Origin of the sequence: Paenibacillus sp. FSL R7-0048 (assembly GCF_038004505.1) — a bacterium.
Lineage (GTDB): Bacteria > Bacillota > Bacilli > Paenibacillales > Paenibacillaceae > Paenibacillus_AQ > Paenibacillus_AQ odorifer.
In genome coordinates this window covers 1,758,791-1,776,059 of record NZ_JBBORF010000001.1, presented here as the reverse complement: position 1 = coordinate 1,776,059, position 17,269 = coordinate 1,758,791, and the positions used below count along the sequence as shown (strand labels likewise).

The window sequence follows — 17,269 nt, the reverse complement described above, 5'->3', positions numbered from 1 at the left end:
ATCCTCCCTCGTTAAATCATCGAAGGGCGGGTAAGCACCTTCACACCACGCGGAACATGAATGGCCACAACTGCACCTTCAGTCCCATTAACCTTAATCCAGCCCAGACCCGAAATATACAGATCGGTTCTGCTGCCCCGGTTAATCCGGAACTCATGCCGCTGCCAAGGTGGCAGCTTGTCCATCCGGTCACTTCCCGGTGGAGACAGCATTTCACCGCGATGATCCTGATAGAGGGAATCTGCGCGTTCCAGCTTCGTGCGATGGATTTTTAAAGTACCACTAATAAAGCAAGTGAAGGATTGATGCGGGCCTTGTACGAAATCAAAACGTCCCAATCCACCGAAGAAAAGAGTCTGTCCTTCGTTCAACTGATAGACTGTCGGCTTCAAAGGATTGGCAGGCATAACTGCATCCAGATCCTGACGCTCAACTAATTCACTATAACGCCAAGGATACACAATCCCTGGAGTATCTATAATGTAGTGGCCGTCATCCAATGGAATTTTGACTGTATCGAGTGTTGTGCCAGGGTAACGTGAAGTCGTTAACTCCTGCTCTAAATCGCTATAGTCCGAAATCAGACGATTAATAAGCGTGGATTTGCCCACATTGGTAGCACCTACTACATATACGTCGCGTTGACCGCGCAACTCCGTTACGGCTTCCAGCAAACGGTCAAAACCTTGATTGCGTTTCGCACTGCAAAGTACGATTTCAGCCGTCCGCAAGCCTTCCTCTTTACAGCGCTGCTGCATCCAGTTACGCAACTTGTTCCAGTTTGTAACCTTCGGCAGCAAGTCACATTTATTCACTGCAAGAATAACAGGGTTATTGCCAACAAACCGCTGCAGGCCGGAAATCAGACTGCCTTCGAAATCGAAGATATCGACAATATGAATAACAAGCGCATTCTTCTCTCCTACTCCACTCAGCAGGCGAAGAAATTCATCCTGATTCACCGAAACAGATGAAGCCTCATTATAATTTTTAATCCGGAAACAGCGTTGGCAAATCACCGGGTCACGTTCAAGTGCAACCTCCGGAAGGTATCCTGGTTGATCCTTATGTTCCGTCTGAAGCTTGATGCCGCAACCGCTGCACTTCTCAGGACGCTGTGTTTCGCTTTGTTCGTTCATTACTATTTATCCTCCTCGTGCCACAATCCTTTTTTGCGAAGCCGTGTCAGAGCAACCCGCTCTACCCGGCGATTAAACCTTGTGCCGAACCCCTCGTCCTTGACGGAGATTGGCAGTACCAAAACAGTATACAGGCCAAGGCGATTGCCGCCGTATACATCAGTAAGCATTTGGTCTCCCACCACAATCGTTTGTTCAGGGGGCAGCTCCATCTGCTTCATCGCTTTGAGAAAAGGAGCATTACTCGGTTTACGAGCCTGGTGCACAAATTCAATATTAAGCGGTGTTGCAAAGCGGGACACCCGTTCCATGTTATTGTTAGATACGATGATGAGCTTAAAGCCCAGTTCCTTCACCTTTTCGAACCATAACAACAGCTCCGGAGTAGCCACAGGCGCTTTGGCACCGACCAGTGTGTTATCCAGATCCGTGATGATTCCGCGATATCCCTGTCTATACAGCTCGTCCAGAGCAATATCGAATACCGTATTCACCCGGAGTTTGGGAACTAACATTTCAAACAATACGTTCACCTCGATTTCATACAAAAAACTATAACATACTCCTTGCGCATCGCAAATAAATCTGTAGCTATACTTTCACGCAAAGTGTTATTTCTTGGATCTCATTTTTCTCCGCACCCACAAAGCTTCAGTATACACGCTCTGCCAGTCTTTGTCTTCAATAACCTCAGGGCTATATTTCGCCTTTTCGAACATTGTTAGTAGTGAGTATAGATGATCAGCCACTGCCGGCCGTTCTCCACTCCAGCGATCTACGGCTTCACGTAAAGTTTCGTGTTCTTCTTTTAGCATTCCCTTGCGATGCAAATACCTTACCCAACGCTCAGTTTCCGCCACTACTTTCTGATCTGGCGTTAAAGGCCGGCCATTGCGCAGCTGCTGCATGAAGAAGCGAAGCTTAAAGCGTCTATGCCAAACTATAAAAATCGCCCAGGACAGCAAAACCACTACAGCTGCCACAACAACCCATAGACCTACATGAAACCCTTGATCTTCTTGTGCATTATTCACAGGCGCTGGTGTAGGTTCTGCCTGCTCTTCTTGATCTTCTGGCTCGACTTCAGGGGTTTGCTCACTCTGAGTTAGAAGCGGAATATTAAATCCAGGTGTAGCTTCAACTGGAATCCAACCATAATCACCAAAATAAACCTCAGCCCAAGAGTGGGAATCCGCATTGGTAATTGTATAGTTATTATTCACTGTGCCGGATTGCTGTTGTGCCGGATTCATTGGGATTTCTGGCTGTTCCCCAGGTGCGTACCCCTTAACCCATCGTGCAGGGATGTTCAGAGAGCGCGCCATAGTAACCAGTGCCGTAGAATAATAATCACAGTAACCTTCCTTTAACTCAAACAAAAACCCTTCTACAAAATCGTTGCTTGTGACACGTGATATATCTGGATTATTGGTATATGGAAAGGTTTGTTGTAAGTATTGTTGCAAAAGCGCTGTTTTTTCATACGGCGTTTTTCCTTCAGCCGTGATTTCCTCAGCCAGCTCCCTGACTCTTTTAGGAAAATCGTTAGGCAGTTGAAGAAACATTTTCTCCAAATCGTTCCCTTTATATAGCTCCTCATACGTCTTTGTTGTCAATTCTTGAACAGGAATTACAGGAACCTCAGACGTCACCTCAAAAGTAGACGGATAAGCGAGTTTTTTCCCATCCACATCCCAGATCAGCTCGCTGTCTCGGCTTCTCCAGGAGAGTCCATCTCCAACTTTTTCCCCATTTAAAGAATCCACCGAAGATACTGAATAAGTGCCAAATAGTACGGGAAATTCATTATTATTAAGCACGGTTACTGTTTGTTTCAGTGTTCGTGTATTTACTTTAGAACCCACACTGCTCTCTAAAGCTTCACCTACATCCACCGCTTCTAGAGGTCCCCGATTTAACCGGTCTCTATCGACCCAACCTCTTCCGGAATATAATCTGCGCGTTTCTCCCCGCATATAAATACGCAAATCAGAAACTACTGTCATCACCGGTGTATAATCGAAGGTAAAGCCGCCACCTAGTTGATCATCATTCAGACTGTAGCCTGACGAAGTATTGTTAGTAGGGGAGACAGAACCCATCTCAGATTTCGTGGTCCCAACTGTGCCCTTCCCAGAAGACTTCCCAATCCCATTCCATTCTTGCCAAGCGGTATAAGGATCGGTTAGGGTAGGCCTTACCCCAGGCATATTCACTCCAATTAGGATGACCAAAGAGAAGACGATGGCAATATTAATGACTATTTTCGTGGGATATTTCAGCAGATGCACCCAACCACGCGGATATTGAAGCTGGAAGCTTCTCAGATGCTGGCTGACCAGCCAGCCCATCCCCGCAAATACCGTCCAGGCTACTTCCTGCCACAAAACAATAGATGTAAAGGAATCCAAGGCAGCCAAGGCCACTATGTTCATTCCTATAAACCATAAAATACGTCTTTTTGAGGATGCCCACCAAGACGACAACAGCAGCAGGGCTGAGGCTCCGAGAGCAAACCAGATATAGGGCACCATATGAACTGCAATATCCTGCAGTCTGTCCGGGAGGGTTGTTGCCCAAGGATCAGCAACGTATATACCATAATTGATAAGTATCCGATAAACGATATAAATAATAGCTGCCGCTTCAATAAAGAGCCTTATCTGAACTTTTACAGGAATTATGATTTCAATAACAGTGATCGTTATTAATGCAGCCCACACAACAGCAGTTGTCTGTCTTAACCAGATAGGTTCCGTATAAGAGACCCACTGGTGGGCTATAATTAAAAGCCACAATAGACCTAAAGAACGGTGCCAGGAGAATTTCATCTGATTCCACCAGTTTCTCATATCAGACTTCCCCTCCTAATACTATGGGAAGCTCTTGCAGTGAGCTAATGCTGTAGCCTGTAATCCCCCGTGATCTTAGAACGTCTGTCCAATCTGTGCTGCTATTCGTTTCTGATAAATTCCCTATATGAATGTGCGACGGAGTCATCCCTCTGCTGTCAGCCCAACGTAGTGCATCCAGTACAGGCTGACCACGTTGAGGACTAATTAGCACGAAGTATGAGCCTTTAGGGAACATACGGTAACCTTTTTCCAAACGGGATATGAGTGGACCGTGCCCTTCGGCGTTAAGATCGATCAAATATTGAATCATTTTCTGACGCTCAGCAGCACCTTCAACAGGTGCAAATACCTTCGTGGTCTTATCCAAACAGCAAAGACCGATCCCAATTCGCTCTCGAATGCCGAATCCAAGTAGTGAGGCTGCGACGGAGACTGCGAGTTCAAATTGATTCGAATTCGTATAAGCAGAAGCAGAGCCGTCCAGAACTAGAATGGTCTTGGGAATCGACTCATGCTCGAACTCTTTGGACTTCCACGAGCCTGTCTTTGCCGTTGCATTCCAATGAATGCGTGTTAGGCGGTCGCCATATACGTAGTCGCGTACACCGTTAATTTGGGTAGTCTCACGTCGTGATTGAACAACAGAGGTCTGTGGCCCAGAAAGACGGGATTTTCTTTCATATAACTGCCACCGCGGAACATAGATTGCACGAGGCAACACCTGAAACTGGCCTTCAGCCAGAAAAGTACCTTTATGCTCAACAAGGCCAAAAATATCTTGGCTGATGATATCCGTATCTGAAAATGTATAAGTGCCCCGTTCGAGAACTGGTGTCTGAAACCGCAGTTCCCCAAGTCCTCTGAGGCTGGGAATCAGGCTTTCCTCAAATACCCAGGATTCGCCATTATGCCGTTTCAGAACTTCCCTAACAACTACATAAGGTAAAGGCAAAATCCCCGGGATTGTGACCTTCAGACCTACACGAAGATACCCACCGGCAGAGAGCAAATCTCCCTTATCCTGTTCGGCATAAAAACTGCGAACACCCTTAGCCCGCCGAACGCCTCCCAAACCTCCAGCAATCAGATATGCAATAAGTACAGAGACCATAATAAACAACATAAATGCAGTTTTACCGCCCTGAAATAGTACATATAAGAGAGTAATACTCCAAATTACAAGGATGCTGGCGAACTTAGTAGGCTGAATGCGAGCTGCCACCGTAGACAAATAACGTCTCATATTATTGCCTCATCGTAACAGGCACTTGAATGCTCTGCAGAAGCTTTTGAAGCAGTGAATCTACGCTAACATTATCTAGGCGCGACTCTGGACGCAGCAATATACGATGACCCAAGGCAAATGGAGTAAGCACCTTTACGTCATCTGGAAGCACATAATCTCTTCCCTGTAAGAAAGCATAAGCTTTACAAGCCAGCATAAACGATAACGAAGCTCGTGGACTTGCACCGAGCAATACAAGCGGATGCTCTCTTGTCTGGCGCACAATATCTAACAAGTAATTCAGTACAGGATCACTCATATAAATCTCACGAATTTCCTCCTGAATACTAGCGATCTGCTCCATACTAGTGACAGCCGTAAGCCTGTCCACCGGTTGACCTTCTTGATGGCTCAGCAATAGATTTTTTTCGGTTGCTGCATCAGGATAACCAAGACTAATTCTTAGCATAAACCGATCCAACTGAGCTTCCGGCAGCGTGTAGGTTCCCTCAAAATCTATCGGATTCTGGGTGGCGCACAACATAAATGGATGCGGCAGCGGATAGGTCTCCCCATCTACGGTTACATTTCGTTCCTCCATCACTTCCAGAAGGGCGGATTGTGTCTTTGTGGTGGCTCGGTTAATTTCATCGGCCAGCAGGATATTCGTCATCACTGGACCTGGGCGGAAATGAAACATCTCATCTCTCGGATGATACACAGATACACCGGTAATATCACTCGGAAGAATATCCGGATTACATTGTATCCGGCGATACTCTCCGGACATTGATCTGGAAAGTGCGCGAATAAGCTGGGTCTTTCCTGTTCCCGGTACATCCTCGATCAGAACATGACCACCGGCAAGCAGCGCTGTTAGCAGCAATTGTATTTCAAATGATTTTCCAAGTATGCAGGATTCTAGATTATTACGGACAGCATTCATGATGTGCATTGATTCTTGACGAACGGGCATATATGATCCTCCTAGGTCAGAATAAGCAGTAATATTTATATTTTACATGATTAGGGGACCCAAAGTACATTGTTGAAGCTTACGAAGTGTAAACAAACCAAAAACCCGCAGGACAAAATGTCCCGCAGGTTCTAATCTAAAGCGCTAAAATCCCATTATCCTTTAGGCCGAACAACCAATGCAGCCAGGAAAGAGAACACAATCGCTGACGAAATCCCTGCGCTCGTGATATCAAAAATCCCTGTAACTACACCGATCCAGCCATCCCTTTCCAGCTCTGTCAATGCTCCATGGACCAAAGAGTTACCGAAGCTTGTGATTGGAATGGTTGCGCCCGCACCCGCAAATTTCACAAGTGGATCATAGATGCCAAAAGCATCAGCAATCGCTCCGGCTACAACTAATGTACTCATCGTATGTGCAGGTGTCAGCTTCAATACATCAAACATCAGCTGGCCTATAACGCAAATGGCTCCTCCGATCAGAAAAGCCCATAAGTAAATCATCATTAAACTCCACCTCCACTTTCTATAGCAACAGCATGAGCCACACACGGAATGCTCTCTCCCTGCTGGTATGACAATGGGGATAATAAGGCTCCAGTTGCCACAATCAGCACCCGTTTTAGTTCACCTTTTTTAATACGCTTGAGTATATGACCATAAGTCACTACCGCGGAACACCCGCAACCACTTCCTCCGGCGATCACATACTTCTGTTTCTCCAAATCGTAGATAAGCAAACCGCAATCATCAAAGGTTGTTTGCTCCATTGGAATCCCTTCTTTAGCTAATAAGGTTTTCGCAATGGGCAAGCCTACAGATGCAAGATCACCTGTAACAATTAAGTCATAATGCCCGGGGGATAGTCCTGTATCCCGAAAATGCGCAGTGATCGTATCCGCCGCCGCCGGTGCCATCGCTGTTCCCATATTAAAAGGATCTGTCAAACCGAGATCCATTATTCGTCCAAGGGTAGCCGAGACCACTACCGGATTGTTGCCAGTCCCATCATTCTGACCTACTACAGCACAGCCCGAGCCTGTGACCGTATATTGCGCCGTTGGCGGCTTCTGTGAACCGTATTCGGTAGGATAACGAAATTGCTTCTCCACCGTACAGTTATGGCTGGATGTTCCCGCGAGCACGTATTTGCTGCCTCCGGAATCAACGATCATAGAGGCAATTGCAAGGCTCTCCATAGAAGTGGAGCAAGCACCAAAAATTCCAAGATAAGGCACACCTAATTTTCTTGCCGCGAAGGAGCTGCTGATAATCTGGTTCATCAAATCTCCGCCAACAAAAAACTCCAGCTTCTCCTTATCCAGGTTTGCATTAATCAGTGCCAATAGGGAGGCTTTTTCGAAAAGAGCCCGCTCAGCCTTTTCCCATGTTTTTTCACCCATTTCCAAGGAATCAAATATAAAATCAAAATCTGACGTTAATGGACCCTCTCCCTCTTCAGGACCCACTACAGCGGAAGAGCCTAAAATAACGGGACGGCTCGTGAACTCCCAAGTCTGACTGCCAAGCTGTTTCATGTATGTGCACCTCCGCCAACGCCTAAAAAGAGATAGACGATACCAATTATGAAAGCAGCAACGGCACCAAATACGATGACTGAACCCGCCAGCTTGAACATATTGCCGCCCACACCCAGCACAAGTCCTTCCGCACGATGTTCAAGAGCTGCTGAGCACATACTGTTCGCAAAACCAGTAACCGGAACCGCAGTTCCTGCACCGGCCCATTGCGCCAGTTTGTCATACACGCCAAAGCTGGTCAGGATTACAGAAAGTAAAATCATCGTCGCTACAGTTGGACTTGCGGCTTCTTTGGAGGTCATATCGAATATTGCCATATAAGCCTCCTGAATCCCTTGTCCAATTACACAGATTAGGCCGCCAGCAAGAAATGCTCGCACACAGTTTTTGAATACGGGCCTAGCGGGTACAAAGGGCTTGGACAATTTCTCGTAATCTTGCGGGGTCAGGGTATCAAGCTTCAGCTTGACACCCGATTTTTTCGTTTTCGCCGGCATTGAGGGCACCTCCTGAAAGTTAGGCGAAGGGGGCTGACAAGCATAATAGTAGTACTCACTTTGAGCCCCTCAAGTTGTTTCTTCGCTTAGAAGTTTTCCTTATTGTTTGCCATACCCCGCTTCGTTATGTCCCTCCAATTCAGGAAAAATACAGTAACACAACTATCAGCAGCAAGAACAGCACAAGAATAAGCACTGCTTCCTTTTCCAGAGAGTTGTGGCGCCAGTAACGTCTGCGCGCTCCGCTAACCTTTAGGTTTCTTTTGGAGTATCCTCCCTGCACCCTTCTTTTGGGTACACTACCTGCTACCCTCATTTCCTTCGCATCCTTTCTAAAGCTCCTGCCACCAGAGCCCCTATTGCATTGTATTCGCGGAGCGTTCACCGGGTGTTCATTTGTCTCTTTAGCATGGACAAGTGAGCTCACAATGTTCATACTAAGTGGCAGGAAGAAATAACGTTGTCGTCCATTTTGGATGGCAACCGTTTCTCGTAGAACTATAAGGATGATGTATAACGCAAAGCTTATACGTCCTTATATTTTAATAAAGGAGTGATTTCAAATGAATCAAGAAACATTGGATCTATTCAAAACACTTACCGAATTCCCTGCAGCCCCGGGCTTTGAGCGCGAACTCCGCGCTTACGTCAAGGATGCTATGACACCTTATACCGAAGAGTTCGTGCAGGATCGTCTCGGAAGTCTGTTCGGCGTATTGCGCGGTGAGGAAAACGGGCCAAAAATTATGGTCGCTGGACATTTTGACGAAGTGGGCTTTATGGTCACCGGAATTACTAACACCGGGATGATTCGTTTTCAACCGCTAGGCGGATGGCTTGCTTCTGCTGTTGCTTCCCAGCGTCTCCAAATCATTACACCAAAAGGCACATTGACCGGTGTTGTTGGCAGCACGCCTATCCACCTACTAAGCGCAGAAGAACGCGGCAAGACGGGCGAAATTAGCAAAATGTATATTGATATCGGTGCAGACAGCCGTGAAGAAGCGGAAAGCTTTGGCGTCAGACCAGGTCAACAAATACTGCCGATCTGTCCGTTCACCCCGCTTGCCAACCCTAAAAAAATCATGGCTAAAGCGTGGGATAACCGTTACGGTGTAGGTCTCGCCATTGAGCTGGTTAAGTCATTACACGGCAAAAAGCTGCCTAATACTGTTTATGCTGGTGCTACTGTACAAGAGGAAGTCGGACTTCGTGGAGCACGTACAGCCGCTAATCTTCTGTCCCCAGACATTTTCTTCGGCTTGGATGCGAGCGCTGCTGCCGATATGACCGGGGATAGCCAAGCCTTTGGCCATTTGGGAAAAGGCGCTCTCCTGCGCATTTATGATCCTACGATGGTTACACATCGCGGCTTAATCGAATATGTACAAGACACAGCGGATACTCACAAGATCAAATACCAGTATTTTGTCTCCCAAGGTGGGACAGATGCAGGTCAGGTTCATGTAAGTGGCATCGGCGTTCCTTCCGCAGTCATCGGAATATGCTCCCGCTACATTCATACTGCTTCATCAGTTATTCATAGCGATGACTACGAAGCTGCTAAAGAGCTGTTAGTTAAACTGGTAGAAGGCCTCGACCACACTACACTGCAAACGATTATTGAGAACAGCTAAGTTCTTATTTTTAAAAGAGCAGCGATCCTTTTTGAAGGATTGCTGCTCTTTTTTGGGCCGGGGCTTACGGACCTGTGCCACTTGCGCCCCAGTGGTGTTTACAAACCCCGATATTACTTTTAAAAACCAATTGTGCTTATGCTCATGAACCCCGTTGCCCGCTGATCCCGCTATAGGTACTACGACGGACCCATGATGCTTACGAACCCACGTTGTTTATTGCTTACGCTCACAACGTTGCTTCCGGACTCAGATGACGCTATTTGCTAATTTAGAGCCTTTTGAGTAAAGTTGCGGACCTCAGTGACACTATTCCAGAGAAATGGGCTCATAATCGGTGTCATTTATGCTAATAGCGACTATGGTGTCCGATATTCCTCCAAAAGTGGCATAATTCTGCGTTTAAGATCATCTGTGTCCTATAGAGACTCCCCCTATCTCTTTTCATATAAAAAAAGCCCGCCTCAACGGCGAGCTCTTTGACAATTCTCAGACAGCTATATCAACTCATATCCAGCGGCACTTTCCACGAAGGTATCGGGAAAGCCTCATCCAGCTTCCATCTTTCTTCTTCACTCAGCGTAATTAAACCTGCAGCAGCATTCTCAATTACATGCTCACGTGAAGAAGCTTTCGGAATCGTAATGATCTCCTCCTCGCGAATCGTCCAAGCTAACATAATTTGTAGTGGGGTTGCGTTATGAACACGGGCAATTTCCTGAACTGCCTCACTCTCGATAACCCCTTTGCGGAGCGCGCCTGCTTGTGCAAGCGGAGAGTACGCCATTACGGGCATGCGGTGACTTTTCTGCCATGGCAGCAATTCAGCTTCGATGCCTCTCGACCCTAAATGATACAGCACCTGATTCATAGCACAGTGAGTTCCCCCAGCTATACTAAGCAGCTCTTTCATATCGTCAACATCGAGGTTCGATACACCCCATCTTGCTATTTTACCTTGAGAGACCAGTTTCTCCATGCCTTCCACAGTCACTTCAAGCGGAATATCTCCCCTCCAGTGCAGTAAATAGAGATCCAGATGATCCGTATTCAGTCGTTGCAAGCTTTCTTCACAGCTGCGAATAAGATTCTCGTTGCCGGCATTATGTGGGTATACTTTGGATACCAGAAAAACGTCATCCCGAATTCCTTTAATAGCGTCACCTACTAAAAGCTCTGAGTTTCCTTCCCCATACATCTCCGCCGTATCTATCAAATCCATGCCTAATTCCACGCCTAATCTAAGAGCAGCAATTTCTTCCTCTCTACGGGAAGCATCATCACCCATATTCCAAGTTCCCTGTCCTATTCTAGGCACAGAGGTACCGTCTGGAAGCAGCATGCGGTTAGCTCGGTTCACTTTCACAATTTCAGCCAAATGCTCGATTGAATCCTTAGTCATTGTAAAAATCTCCTTACCGATAAATTGTATACTTACTTTATACGACCTTTATGACCCTTTCGAAACATCTGAATCGTGTCTAATTTATAACTTATCTTTCCTTTAGGAGAAATCCTTTAGGAGAGAAAAAGTAACAAATTGATTGCTAACTACGCTATCAACTTCAGCCCCACTGCCGCTCCCAGTATCATAAAAATACAGATAACCCGCCGCCAGTCTTTGGCCTCCCCATATAAAAGCATCCCCAAAATTGCTCCACCGGATGCACCGATCCCCGTCCATACCGCATAAGCTGTGCCCATAGGCAAACTTTTCATTGCAAATGATAGAAAAAGAAAACTTCCTCCAAAACCAAGGAAGAGCAGCAAAAACGACTGCAGATTCCGGTATTTATTCAACCTGTTGATCATAGCCACTCCGAACATTTCAAACAATCCTGCAACAACCAAAAATGCCCATGCCATTTAAGACTCCCCCTTTATTTCAGTTTCTTTGATATCTTTGGTTTCGTTAGTTACCATTTTCAGACCTATAACTCCTGCCAGCAAAATAACCACCAGTACCAGCTTCATTAGCTTGAAGGGTTCACCGAATAAAACCATGTCCGCAATGACTGTTCCTGCCGTCCCCAGCCCAACAAATACAGAATATACGGTACCCACCGGTAATTTACTGCTTGCTGAAATAATGACATAGAAACTTATGATTATGGCTACAACTGTAATCAGCCACTCCCATACGCTTGAAGCATGCTTTAAACCTATGACCCACATGACTTCGAAAATCGCAGCGCCAACTACCTTCAGCCACTCTGAATTCTTTTTCATTTCAAGCCCTCCTTCAATTCTCCATAACTTATGATTGCCCACGGACAAACAAATAAGCCCGGAAGGTCATCGCCAAATGGCGATACCTCCCGGGCTTTTATCCCTCCGTGTAGACACAAACTTAATGTTCGTGCGTTTTCCCTCGGACCAGACCAGCTGTGCACCCGCTGCGGAACCCTAGAAAACAAATAAATGATTAAGTTACATCGTATGGTAGCAAATCGGGCGTATAAAAGCAACCTTTTCTATTCCGAGCGTAATTAAATCATAGTATAAAATTCCATAAAATTATAAAATAGATATAAATTTCATTCGATTATCTAGGAAAAGAGGGTAATTCATGTTTCTTTCCAGACATTTTAACTGCGTCCCTCTAGTGGAAGGCATTTATTGCCTTGAAGCGAAGGAGCAAGGCGGAGCCATGAGTAATGCCGGTTTGATAGATATGGGTGATTACACATTAATCTTTGATACATTCAACACTCCACAAGCTGGCAAAGATCTTAGGGATGCCGCTCTGTATTATTTTAATAAACCTATCAAATACATCGTCAACAGCCATTGGCATGGAGACCACGTTAGAGGGAACCAATTCTTCTCGGATGAAGTAATCATATCCTCCAGTAGAACTAGAGAGCTCATGATAAAAACTCAACCAGACTGGCTTGCCCGAATGAAGAAACTGCTTCCTAATCTTGAAGAAGATCTTACGAAGCTTAATACATCTCTCGAGCTCGAACTGAACGATTCCAAACAACGAGAGCTCCTTTCGCAAATAGGTTATTTACAAGAAACCAAAGAGTCTATACTAACGCTTGAAGTAACCCTTCCCCAACTAACTTATGACCGCAAAATGACTATACATGGCTCGGCAAGGACCGTTGAACTCCTATCGGTGGGTACTGCCCATACGGAATGCGATTCTATTCTATTTTCTCCATCCGATTCTTTAGCTTTTGTTGGAGATATTGTCGCAGTTGATAATCATCCATTAGTAGTAGACGGTAATCCCTTATCCTGGTTGGAGGCACTTACTTATGTCGAGCGCTTAGATGTGAACATAATTGTTCCCGGTCATGGGCCCGTTACTCAAAAACATTATCTACAGCAAATAAAACGGTATATAAATGATATAATCCATATTAGCGAATCATTGATACGCGAAGACATGAATGTGAATGTGAACCATATAGAAATTCCCGAGCCTTATCTGGGCTGGAATTATGGGAGTATTTTTTACAGAAATCTTGAGTTTTTGACGAAAGCAGCTAGTAACTAATTTTTGGAGTTGAAAGGAGCGGTTCGTTATGGTTTTTGGGATACTATTTGTAGGTGTTGCTGTATTTATTATTATACAAGCCGTAATACGTAATGGCTCGAGCTCAAACAAAAGTACCTTTGATAGAAATAGGCAACATGATGCCGCCAACATGTCTTTTATGGCTGCCAGTCATCCGGATCTGCTGGATCCAAACCACTCTAACCACTCTAATCATTCTAACCACCACCATAATCACCACGGAGATCACTCGCATCACCATTCTGGACCTGACAGCGGGGGGCATAGCTGGGGTGGAGACGGCGGACATAGTGGCGGTGGAGACTTCGGTGGGGGTGGAGATGCTGGCGGGGGCGGTTGTGATTAATTGAAAAGAAACGAAAAGAAAAGGACATCCCTGATCCTTCAGGAATGCCCTTTTTTTAATGCTCATTTATGATACTGAGAATTTTAGCTTGAGTTTGGCTTAATAACTTTTCGGCACCGTGCGGATGGATTGGTTCGCTCCAAGCGAAGCCATCTCCTTCGTATCTAGGGATAAGATGCATATGATAGTGAGTCAGGTCGTTAAACTTCCCGCCATTTTGGCAAATGCTGATGCCAGCAGGTTCAAACAAAACCTTCAGGACGACTGATAGCTTCTTTGAAGCGTCCATAATCGCATAAGATGTTTCTGAATCGATATCTTCGAGATCCCAATAATGCTTTTTAGGGAGAATTAGGAGATGTCCTTCGTTAAATGGAGCAATGTCGAGCACACAAGTTACAAATTCATTCTCGTATACTACGTTTACGTTAGCCTCAATCCCGTTAGCGATTCGACAACCCAAACAATCCATACAGGCACCACCACTCCATCCGAAGAAATTAAGCGCGTTCTAGCTTATCTTATTGATTAAATTGAAAACGGCTAAGCAGTACCTCACCATTAAAAATGAGATAAACATCGGTAGTTTCAGATTCCACGGACACTTCACCAGTAAGTGTGTTCCACTGCTGCAACACGCCACCCGACAGTACAGTCACAGATCCAACCAGCTTCCCTGCTGGGCTGCCCGTTCTGATCTCAAGGGTGCCACCTTTTGCAGAGGATACCAAGGCTTCAAAAGCTCCTGCCCCTTGCTCGAACAATACATCTTTAAAAGCGATCCAAGCGCCATCTTTTACCGGATGTATGGAAGCACCGCCTGCTTTGCACTCGTCCAGATATACGCCTTCGTAGTCATCGTAATTCTCTGCTTTGGTATTGATATACAGATTACGCGACGGAATAACGTCCCCTTGAACTGATAGGTGAGCGGATAATTGGATATCAGCAGATGAACGGCCGATCAGAACCATGTACTCTCCATTTTCCACGCAATATTGCTCACGGGTAACATCCCAGAATGCCAGCTCGGCAACCGGTAACGTAAACTCTAGGGTTTGCGATTGACCTGCGGTTAGGTTTACTTTTTCAAAACCCTTCAACTGTTTAATCGGACGTTTGACCCGGGAATTCAGAGCTTGCACATATAGCTGCACCACTTCGTCCCCATCAACAACGCCTGTATTCTCTACTTGAACAGAAATTTTCAGCGTCTCATTCGCTTGCAGCTCCTTAGCGCTTAGGCTTAGGTTGCTGTAGGAAATTTGGGCATAACTTAAGCCGTGTCCAAACGCATACAGTGGCTCTCCGTCAAAGTACATATATGTTCTTTTGCCTTTGATAATATCATAATCCATCAGCTCAGGCAGCTGTTCTACAGAACGGAACCAAGTCATGTTCAGCTTGCCGGAAGGACTGTAATCGCCGAAAAGAACTTCTGCCACCGCATTGCCCAGCTCTTGTCCACTGTGGGAGGTATACAATACAGCCGGGATGTTCTCGTCAATCCAAGTGGAAGTTATCGGGTAACTGCCGACAATGACTACAACTGTATTCGGGTTCGCTGCATAGACAGCCTTGACCAGTCGCTCTTGCTCCTCTGGAAGCACAATATCCGGTCTGTCGATTTCTTCTTTTCCGTTAAGGAGTGGATGGTTGCCCACAAAAACCACAGCGATTTCAGCCGCCTTGGCAGCTTCTACTGCAGCCTCTATGCCGTTAGTTACGATGTTCTTTTTGAAAAGACGTGCTTGCGCATTGGCATCCTGATCTGCCGCCTGCAGCGTTCCATCTTCCGGATTCACCGAGATCATTTTATCATTCCAGGTCCGCAAAGATACCGTATCTTCGCTTTCCGGAACGATGTTAATCGATTCTTTTACAAACCAGCCGTAAATTTCCTCAGCAGATGCTGTAAGAGTCTCTGCTTCGCTTAAAGTTACATACTGACCGCGACTTGTCGACTTCAGAGTATTGCTAGTCCAGCCCCAGGCTGTATGTTGGAACAATTCCCCGTGCGCTGCTATGTCATGCTGTACAGCCAGTCTTCCGTCCTCACCTGTGATTCCAATGGCTTGGCCGTTTGCAGCTGAAGTAAGAATGATCTGATCTGCGCCACTCTCAAAAGTAACGTGTTTACCAGGCAGCTTTTTGCTAACCCCCTGCAGCGGAGTCACTCCATAAGGTAATGTGCCAGAATACCAGTCTCTAAAGGCTTCATCACCAAGTGGACCAATAATCGCCAATTTGCTCAGACTGCTTTTGCTCAATGGCAATGTACCTTGGTCATTCTTCAACAATACTATCGATTGTTTCGCTGCTTCCAAGGAGAGTGCGGTATGTTTTTTGCTAAGTACAACGGAATCGTCGATCGCTGCGTATGGGTTCCCTTCAGCCGGATCAAACTCTCCCAGACGGAAACGAACTCTGAAAGTGTTGGCAAGCGCACGATCCAAATCTTCCTCTGCTAAGAGGCCTTGGTCTAGTGCTTCGTGAAGAACCTTGATTGTCTCTGCGGTTTCTTCTGTTACGCTGTCAATTCCATTTTTGATAGATTCAGCCATCGATTGTGCAAAAGATTCATAATACTTGTGATCCTTCACAATCCCAAAAAGATCGCCGGCATCGCTTACGATAAAGCCATCCATTTCCCATTCGCCTTTGACCACATCCATTACTGCCGGATGAAGAATAACAGGCACGCCATTCACCGAGTTATAAGCGGTCATCATGGACTGTGCGCCACCTTCTTGAAAAGCAGGCTTAAACGCTTCCAAATAATACTCCCGCATATTTCTCGGATCGATGCTCGCGGAGCAGTTCCCGCGTTCAATCTCATTATTGTTGCCGAGGAAATGCTTCAGCGTTGCTACCGCCTTCAAATAGACCGGGTGATCACCTTGGATTCCCTGCACAAGTGATGTGCTGAGGCGTCCGGTCAACTCTGGATCTTCGCCGTAAGCTTCCTCGGTTCTTCCCCAACGCGGGTCACGTTCCATATCCACCGTTGGCGCCCATAATGTCAGACCGTTCACCGTTGGATTCTTTTTGTAAAAGGCTCTAGCTTCATCTCCGATGGCCGAACCAATCTCCTTCAGCAGCTCTGGATTCCAAGTACAAGCCAGTCCGCTCGGCTGAGGAAAAGAAGTCGCTTTTCCAAGCCAAGAAATCCCGTGCGCCGCTTCCGTACCATGCTTGTAGGCCCCAACACCCAAACGCTCTATGGCAGCTTGATACTGAGGCATCAGGCTTACTTTTTCATCAAGTGTTAATCTGGAGATCAGATCCTGCACTCGCTCATTTAAAGGTAAATCAATCTGTTGAAATGGATATCTAGCTATATCTGTTCCCATCAAAATCGCTCCTTCGTCTCTTGTTGATAGCGGTTTCATTCATTCTCGAGGACAATCCTTCGAAAAAACACCCATACGTCCTATCCATCTAATCATAGAAGATTCCCCTCCTCCGCAACACCTTAACAATCTAAATAGAAATCAGGTCATAATTAGAGATTTAGGGGGA

Annotated in this window: 17 protein-coding genes and 1 riboswitch; of the genes, 3 read left to right on the top strand and 14 right to left on the bottom strand. The window is 46.0% G+C overall.

What is annotated here, in order from left to right:
* Positions 1-11 precede the first annotated feature (11 nt).
* The 9 genes from yqeH to NSQ91_RS07615 form a co-directional block, all read right to left on the bottom strand.
* The gene (gene yqeH / locus NSQ91_RS07655; RefSeq protein WP_076104718.1) at positions 12-1,139 is read right to left on the bottom strand and encodes a ribosome biogenesis GTPase YqeH; all 1,128 of its coding nucleotides are present in this window, start codon (positions 1,137-1,139) and stop codon (positions 12-14) included.
* A 2-nt stretch (positions 1,140-1,141) separates the two neighbouring features.
* Positions 1,142-1,663 (bottom strand): YqeG family HAD IIIA-type phosphatase, encoded by a 522-nt coding sequence (locus NSQ91_RS07650; protein WP_036675921.1) that lies wholly within the window; start codon positions 1,661-1,663, stop codon positions 1,142-1,144.
* A gap of 87 nt (positions 1,664-1,750) precedes the next feature.
* A complete protein-coding gene (locus NSQ91_RS07645) occupies positions 1,751-3,991 on the bottom strand; it encodes a transglutaminase domain-containing protein (RefSeq protein WP_076305044.1) in 2,241 nt (746 codons plus the stop codon).
* A gap of 1 nt (position 3,992) precedes the next feature.
* Positions 3,993-5,237 carry a DUF58 domain-containing protein gene (locus NSQ91_RS07640; protein ID WP_076301931.1) on the bottom strand — a complete coding sequence of 415 codons (1,245 nt, stop codon included), beginning with the start codon at positions 5,235-5,237 and terminating at the stop codon, positions 3,993-3,995.
* A 1-nt stretch (position 5,238) separates the two neighbouring features.
* A complete protein-coding gene (locus tag NSQ91_RS07635; protein WP_076125188.1) occupies positions 5,239-6,195 on the bottom strand; it encodes an AAA family ATPase in 957 nt (318 codons plus the stop codon).
* Positions 6,196-6,350: 155 nt separating this feature from the next.
* On the bottom strand, positions 6,351-6,701 hold the full coding sequence (gene spoVAE / locus NSQ91_RS07630; protein ID WP_036675923.1) for a stage V sporulation protein AE: 351 nt from the start codon (positions 6,699-6,701) through the stop codon (positions 6,351-6,353).
* 2 nt (positions 6,702-6,703) lie between these two features.
* Positions 6,704-7,735: a stage V sporulation protein AD gene (spoVAD, locus tag NSQ91_RS07625; protein ID WP_076305043.1), complete on the bottom strand. Its 1,032-nt coding sequence runs from the start codon at positions 7,733-7,735 to the stop codon at positions 6,704-6,706.
* Entirely contained in the window at positions 7,732-8,235 is a 504-nt protein-coding gene (gene spoVAC, locus NSQ91_RS07620; protein WP_076125192.1) for a stage V sporulation protein AC, read from the bottom strand. The genes spoVAD and spoVAC overlap by 4 nt, the downstream gene beginning before the upstream one ends.
* A gap of 139 nt (positions 8,236-8,374) precedes the next feature.
* A complete protein-coding gene (locus NSQ91_RS07615; protein WP_155288103.1) occupies positions 8,375-8,551 on the bottom strand; it encodes a hypothetical protein in 177 nt (58 codons plus the stop codon).
* Between the two features lie 247 nt (positions 8,552-8,798).
* Here NSQ91_RS07615 and NSQ91_RS07610 point away from each other — a divergent pair, with 247 nt between their 5' ends.
* Complete coding sequence (locus NSQ91_RS07610) at positions 8,799-9,872, top strand: M42 family metallopeptidase (protein WP_076305042.1); 1,074 nt, start codon at positions 8,799-8,801, stop codon at positions 9,870-9,872.
* A gap of 502 nt (positions 9,873-10,374) precedes the next feature.
* Here the strand turns inward: NSQ91_RS07610 and NSQ91_RS07605 are convergent.
* The 3 genes from NSQ91_RS07605 to NSQ91_RS07595 form a co-directional block, all read right to left on the bottom strand.
* A complete protein-coding gene (locus NSQ91_RS07605; protein WP_197740363.1) occupies positions 10,375-11,214 on the bottom strand; it encodes an aldo/keto reductase in 840 nt (279 codons plus the stop codon).
* A gap of 209 nt (positions 11,215-11,423) precedes the next feature.
* Complete coding sequence (locus NSQ91_RS07600) at positions 11,424-11,738, bottom strand: DMT family transporter (RefSeq protein WP_076125196.1); 315 nt, start codon at positions 11,736-11,738, stop codon at positions 11,424-11,426.
* On the bottom strand, positions 11,739-12,101 hold the full coding sequence (locus tag NSQ91_RS07595) for a DMT family transporter (RefSeq protein ID WP_036675723.1): 363 nt from the start codon (positions 12,099-12,101) through the stop codon (positions 11,739-11,741).
* Between the two features lie 84 nt (positions 12,102-12,185).
* A riboswitch (guanidine-I (ykkC/yxkD leader) is annotated at positions 12,186-12,293 on the bottom strand.
* 148 nt (positions 12,294-12,441) lie between these two features.
* Between NSQ91_RS07595 and NSQ91_RS07590 the strand changes: the two genes are divergently transcribed.
* The gene (locus NSQ91_RS07590) at positions 12,442-13,380 is read left to right on the top strand and encodes an MBL fold metallo-hydrolase (protein ID WP_076305041.1); all 939 of its coding nucleotides are present in this window, start codon (positions 12,442-12,444) and stop codon (positions 13,378-13,380) included.
* Positions 13,381-13,408: 28 nt separating this feature from the next.
* Entirely contained in the window at positions 13,409-13,747 is a 339-nt protein-coding gene (locus NSQ91_RS07585) for a hypothetical protein (RefSeq protein WP_076305040.1), read from the top strand.
* 55 nt (positions 13,748-13,802) lie between these two features.
* Here NSQ91_RS07585 and NSQ91_RS07580 read toward each other — a convergent pair whose 3' ends face one another.
* Together NSQ91_RS07580 and NSQ91_RS07575 are read right to left on the bottom strand one after the other, a co-directional pair.
* Positions 13,803-14,219, bottom strand: a complete 417-nt coding sequence (locus NSQ91_RS07580) for an HIT family protein (protein WP_076185309.1) — start codon at positions 14,217-14,219, stop codon at positions 13,803-13,805.
* Positions 14,220-14,268: 49 nt separating this feature from the next.
* Positions 14,269-17,100 (bottom strand): glycoside hydrolase family 3 protein, encoded by a 2,832-nt coding sequence (locus tag NSQ91_RS07575; RefSeq protein WP_076305039.1) that lies wholly within the window; start codon positions 17,098-17,100, stop codon positions 14,269-14,271.
* Positions 17,101-17,269: the final 169 nt, after the last annotated feature.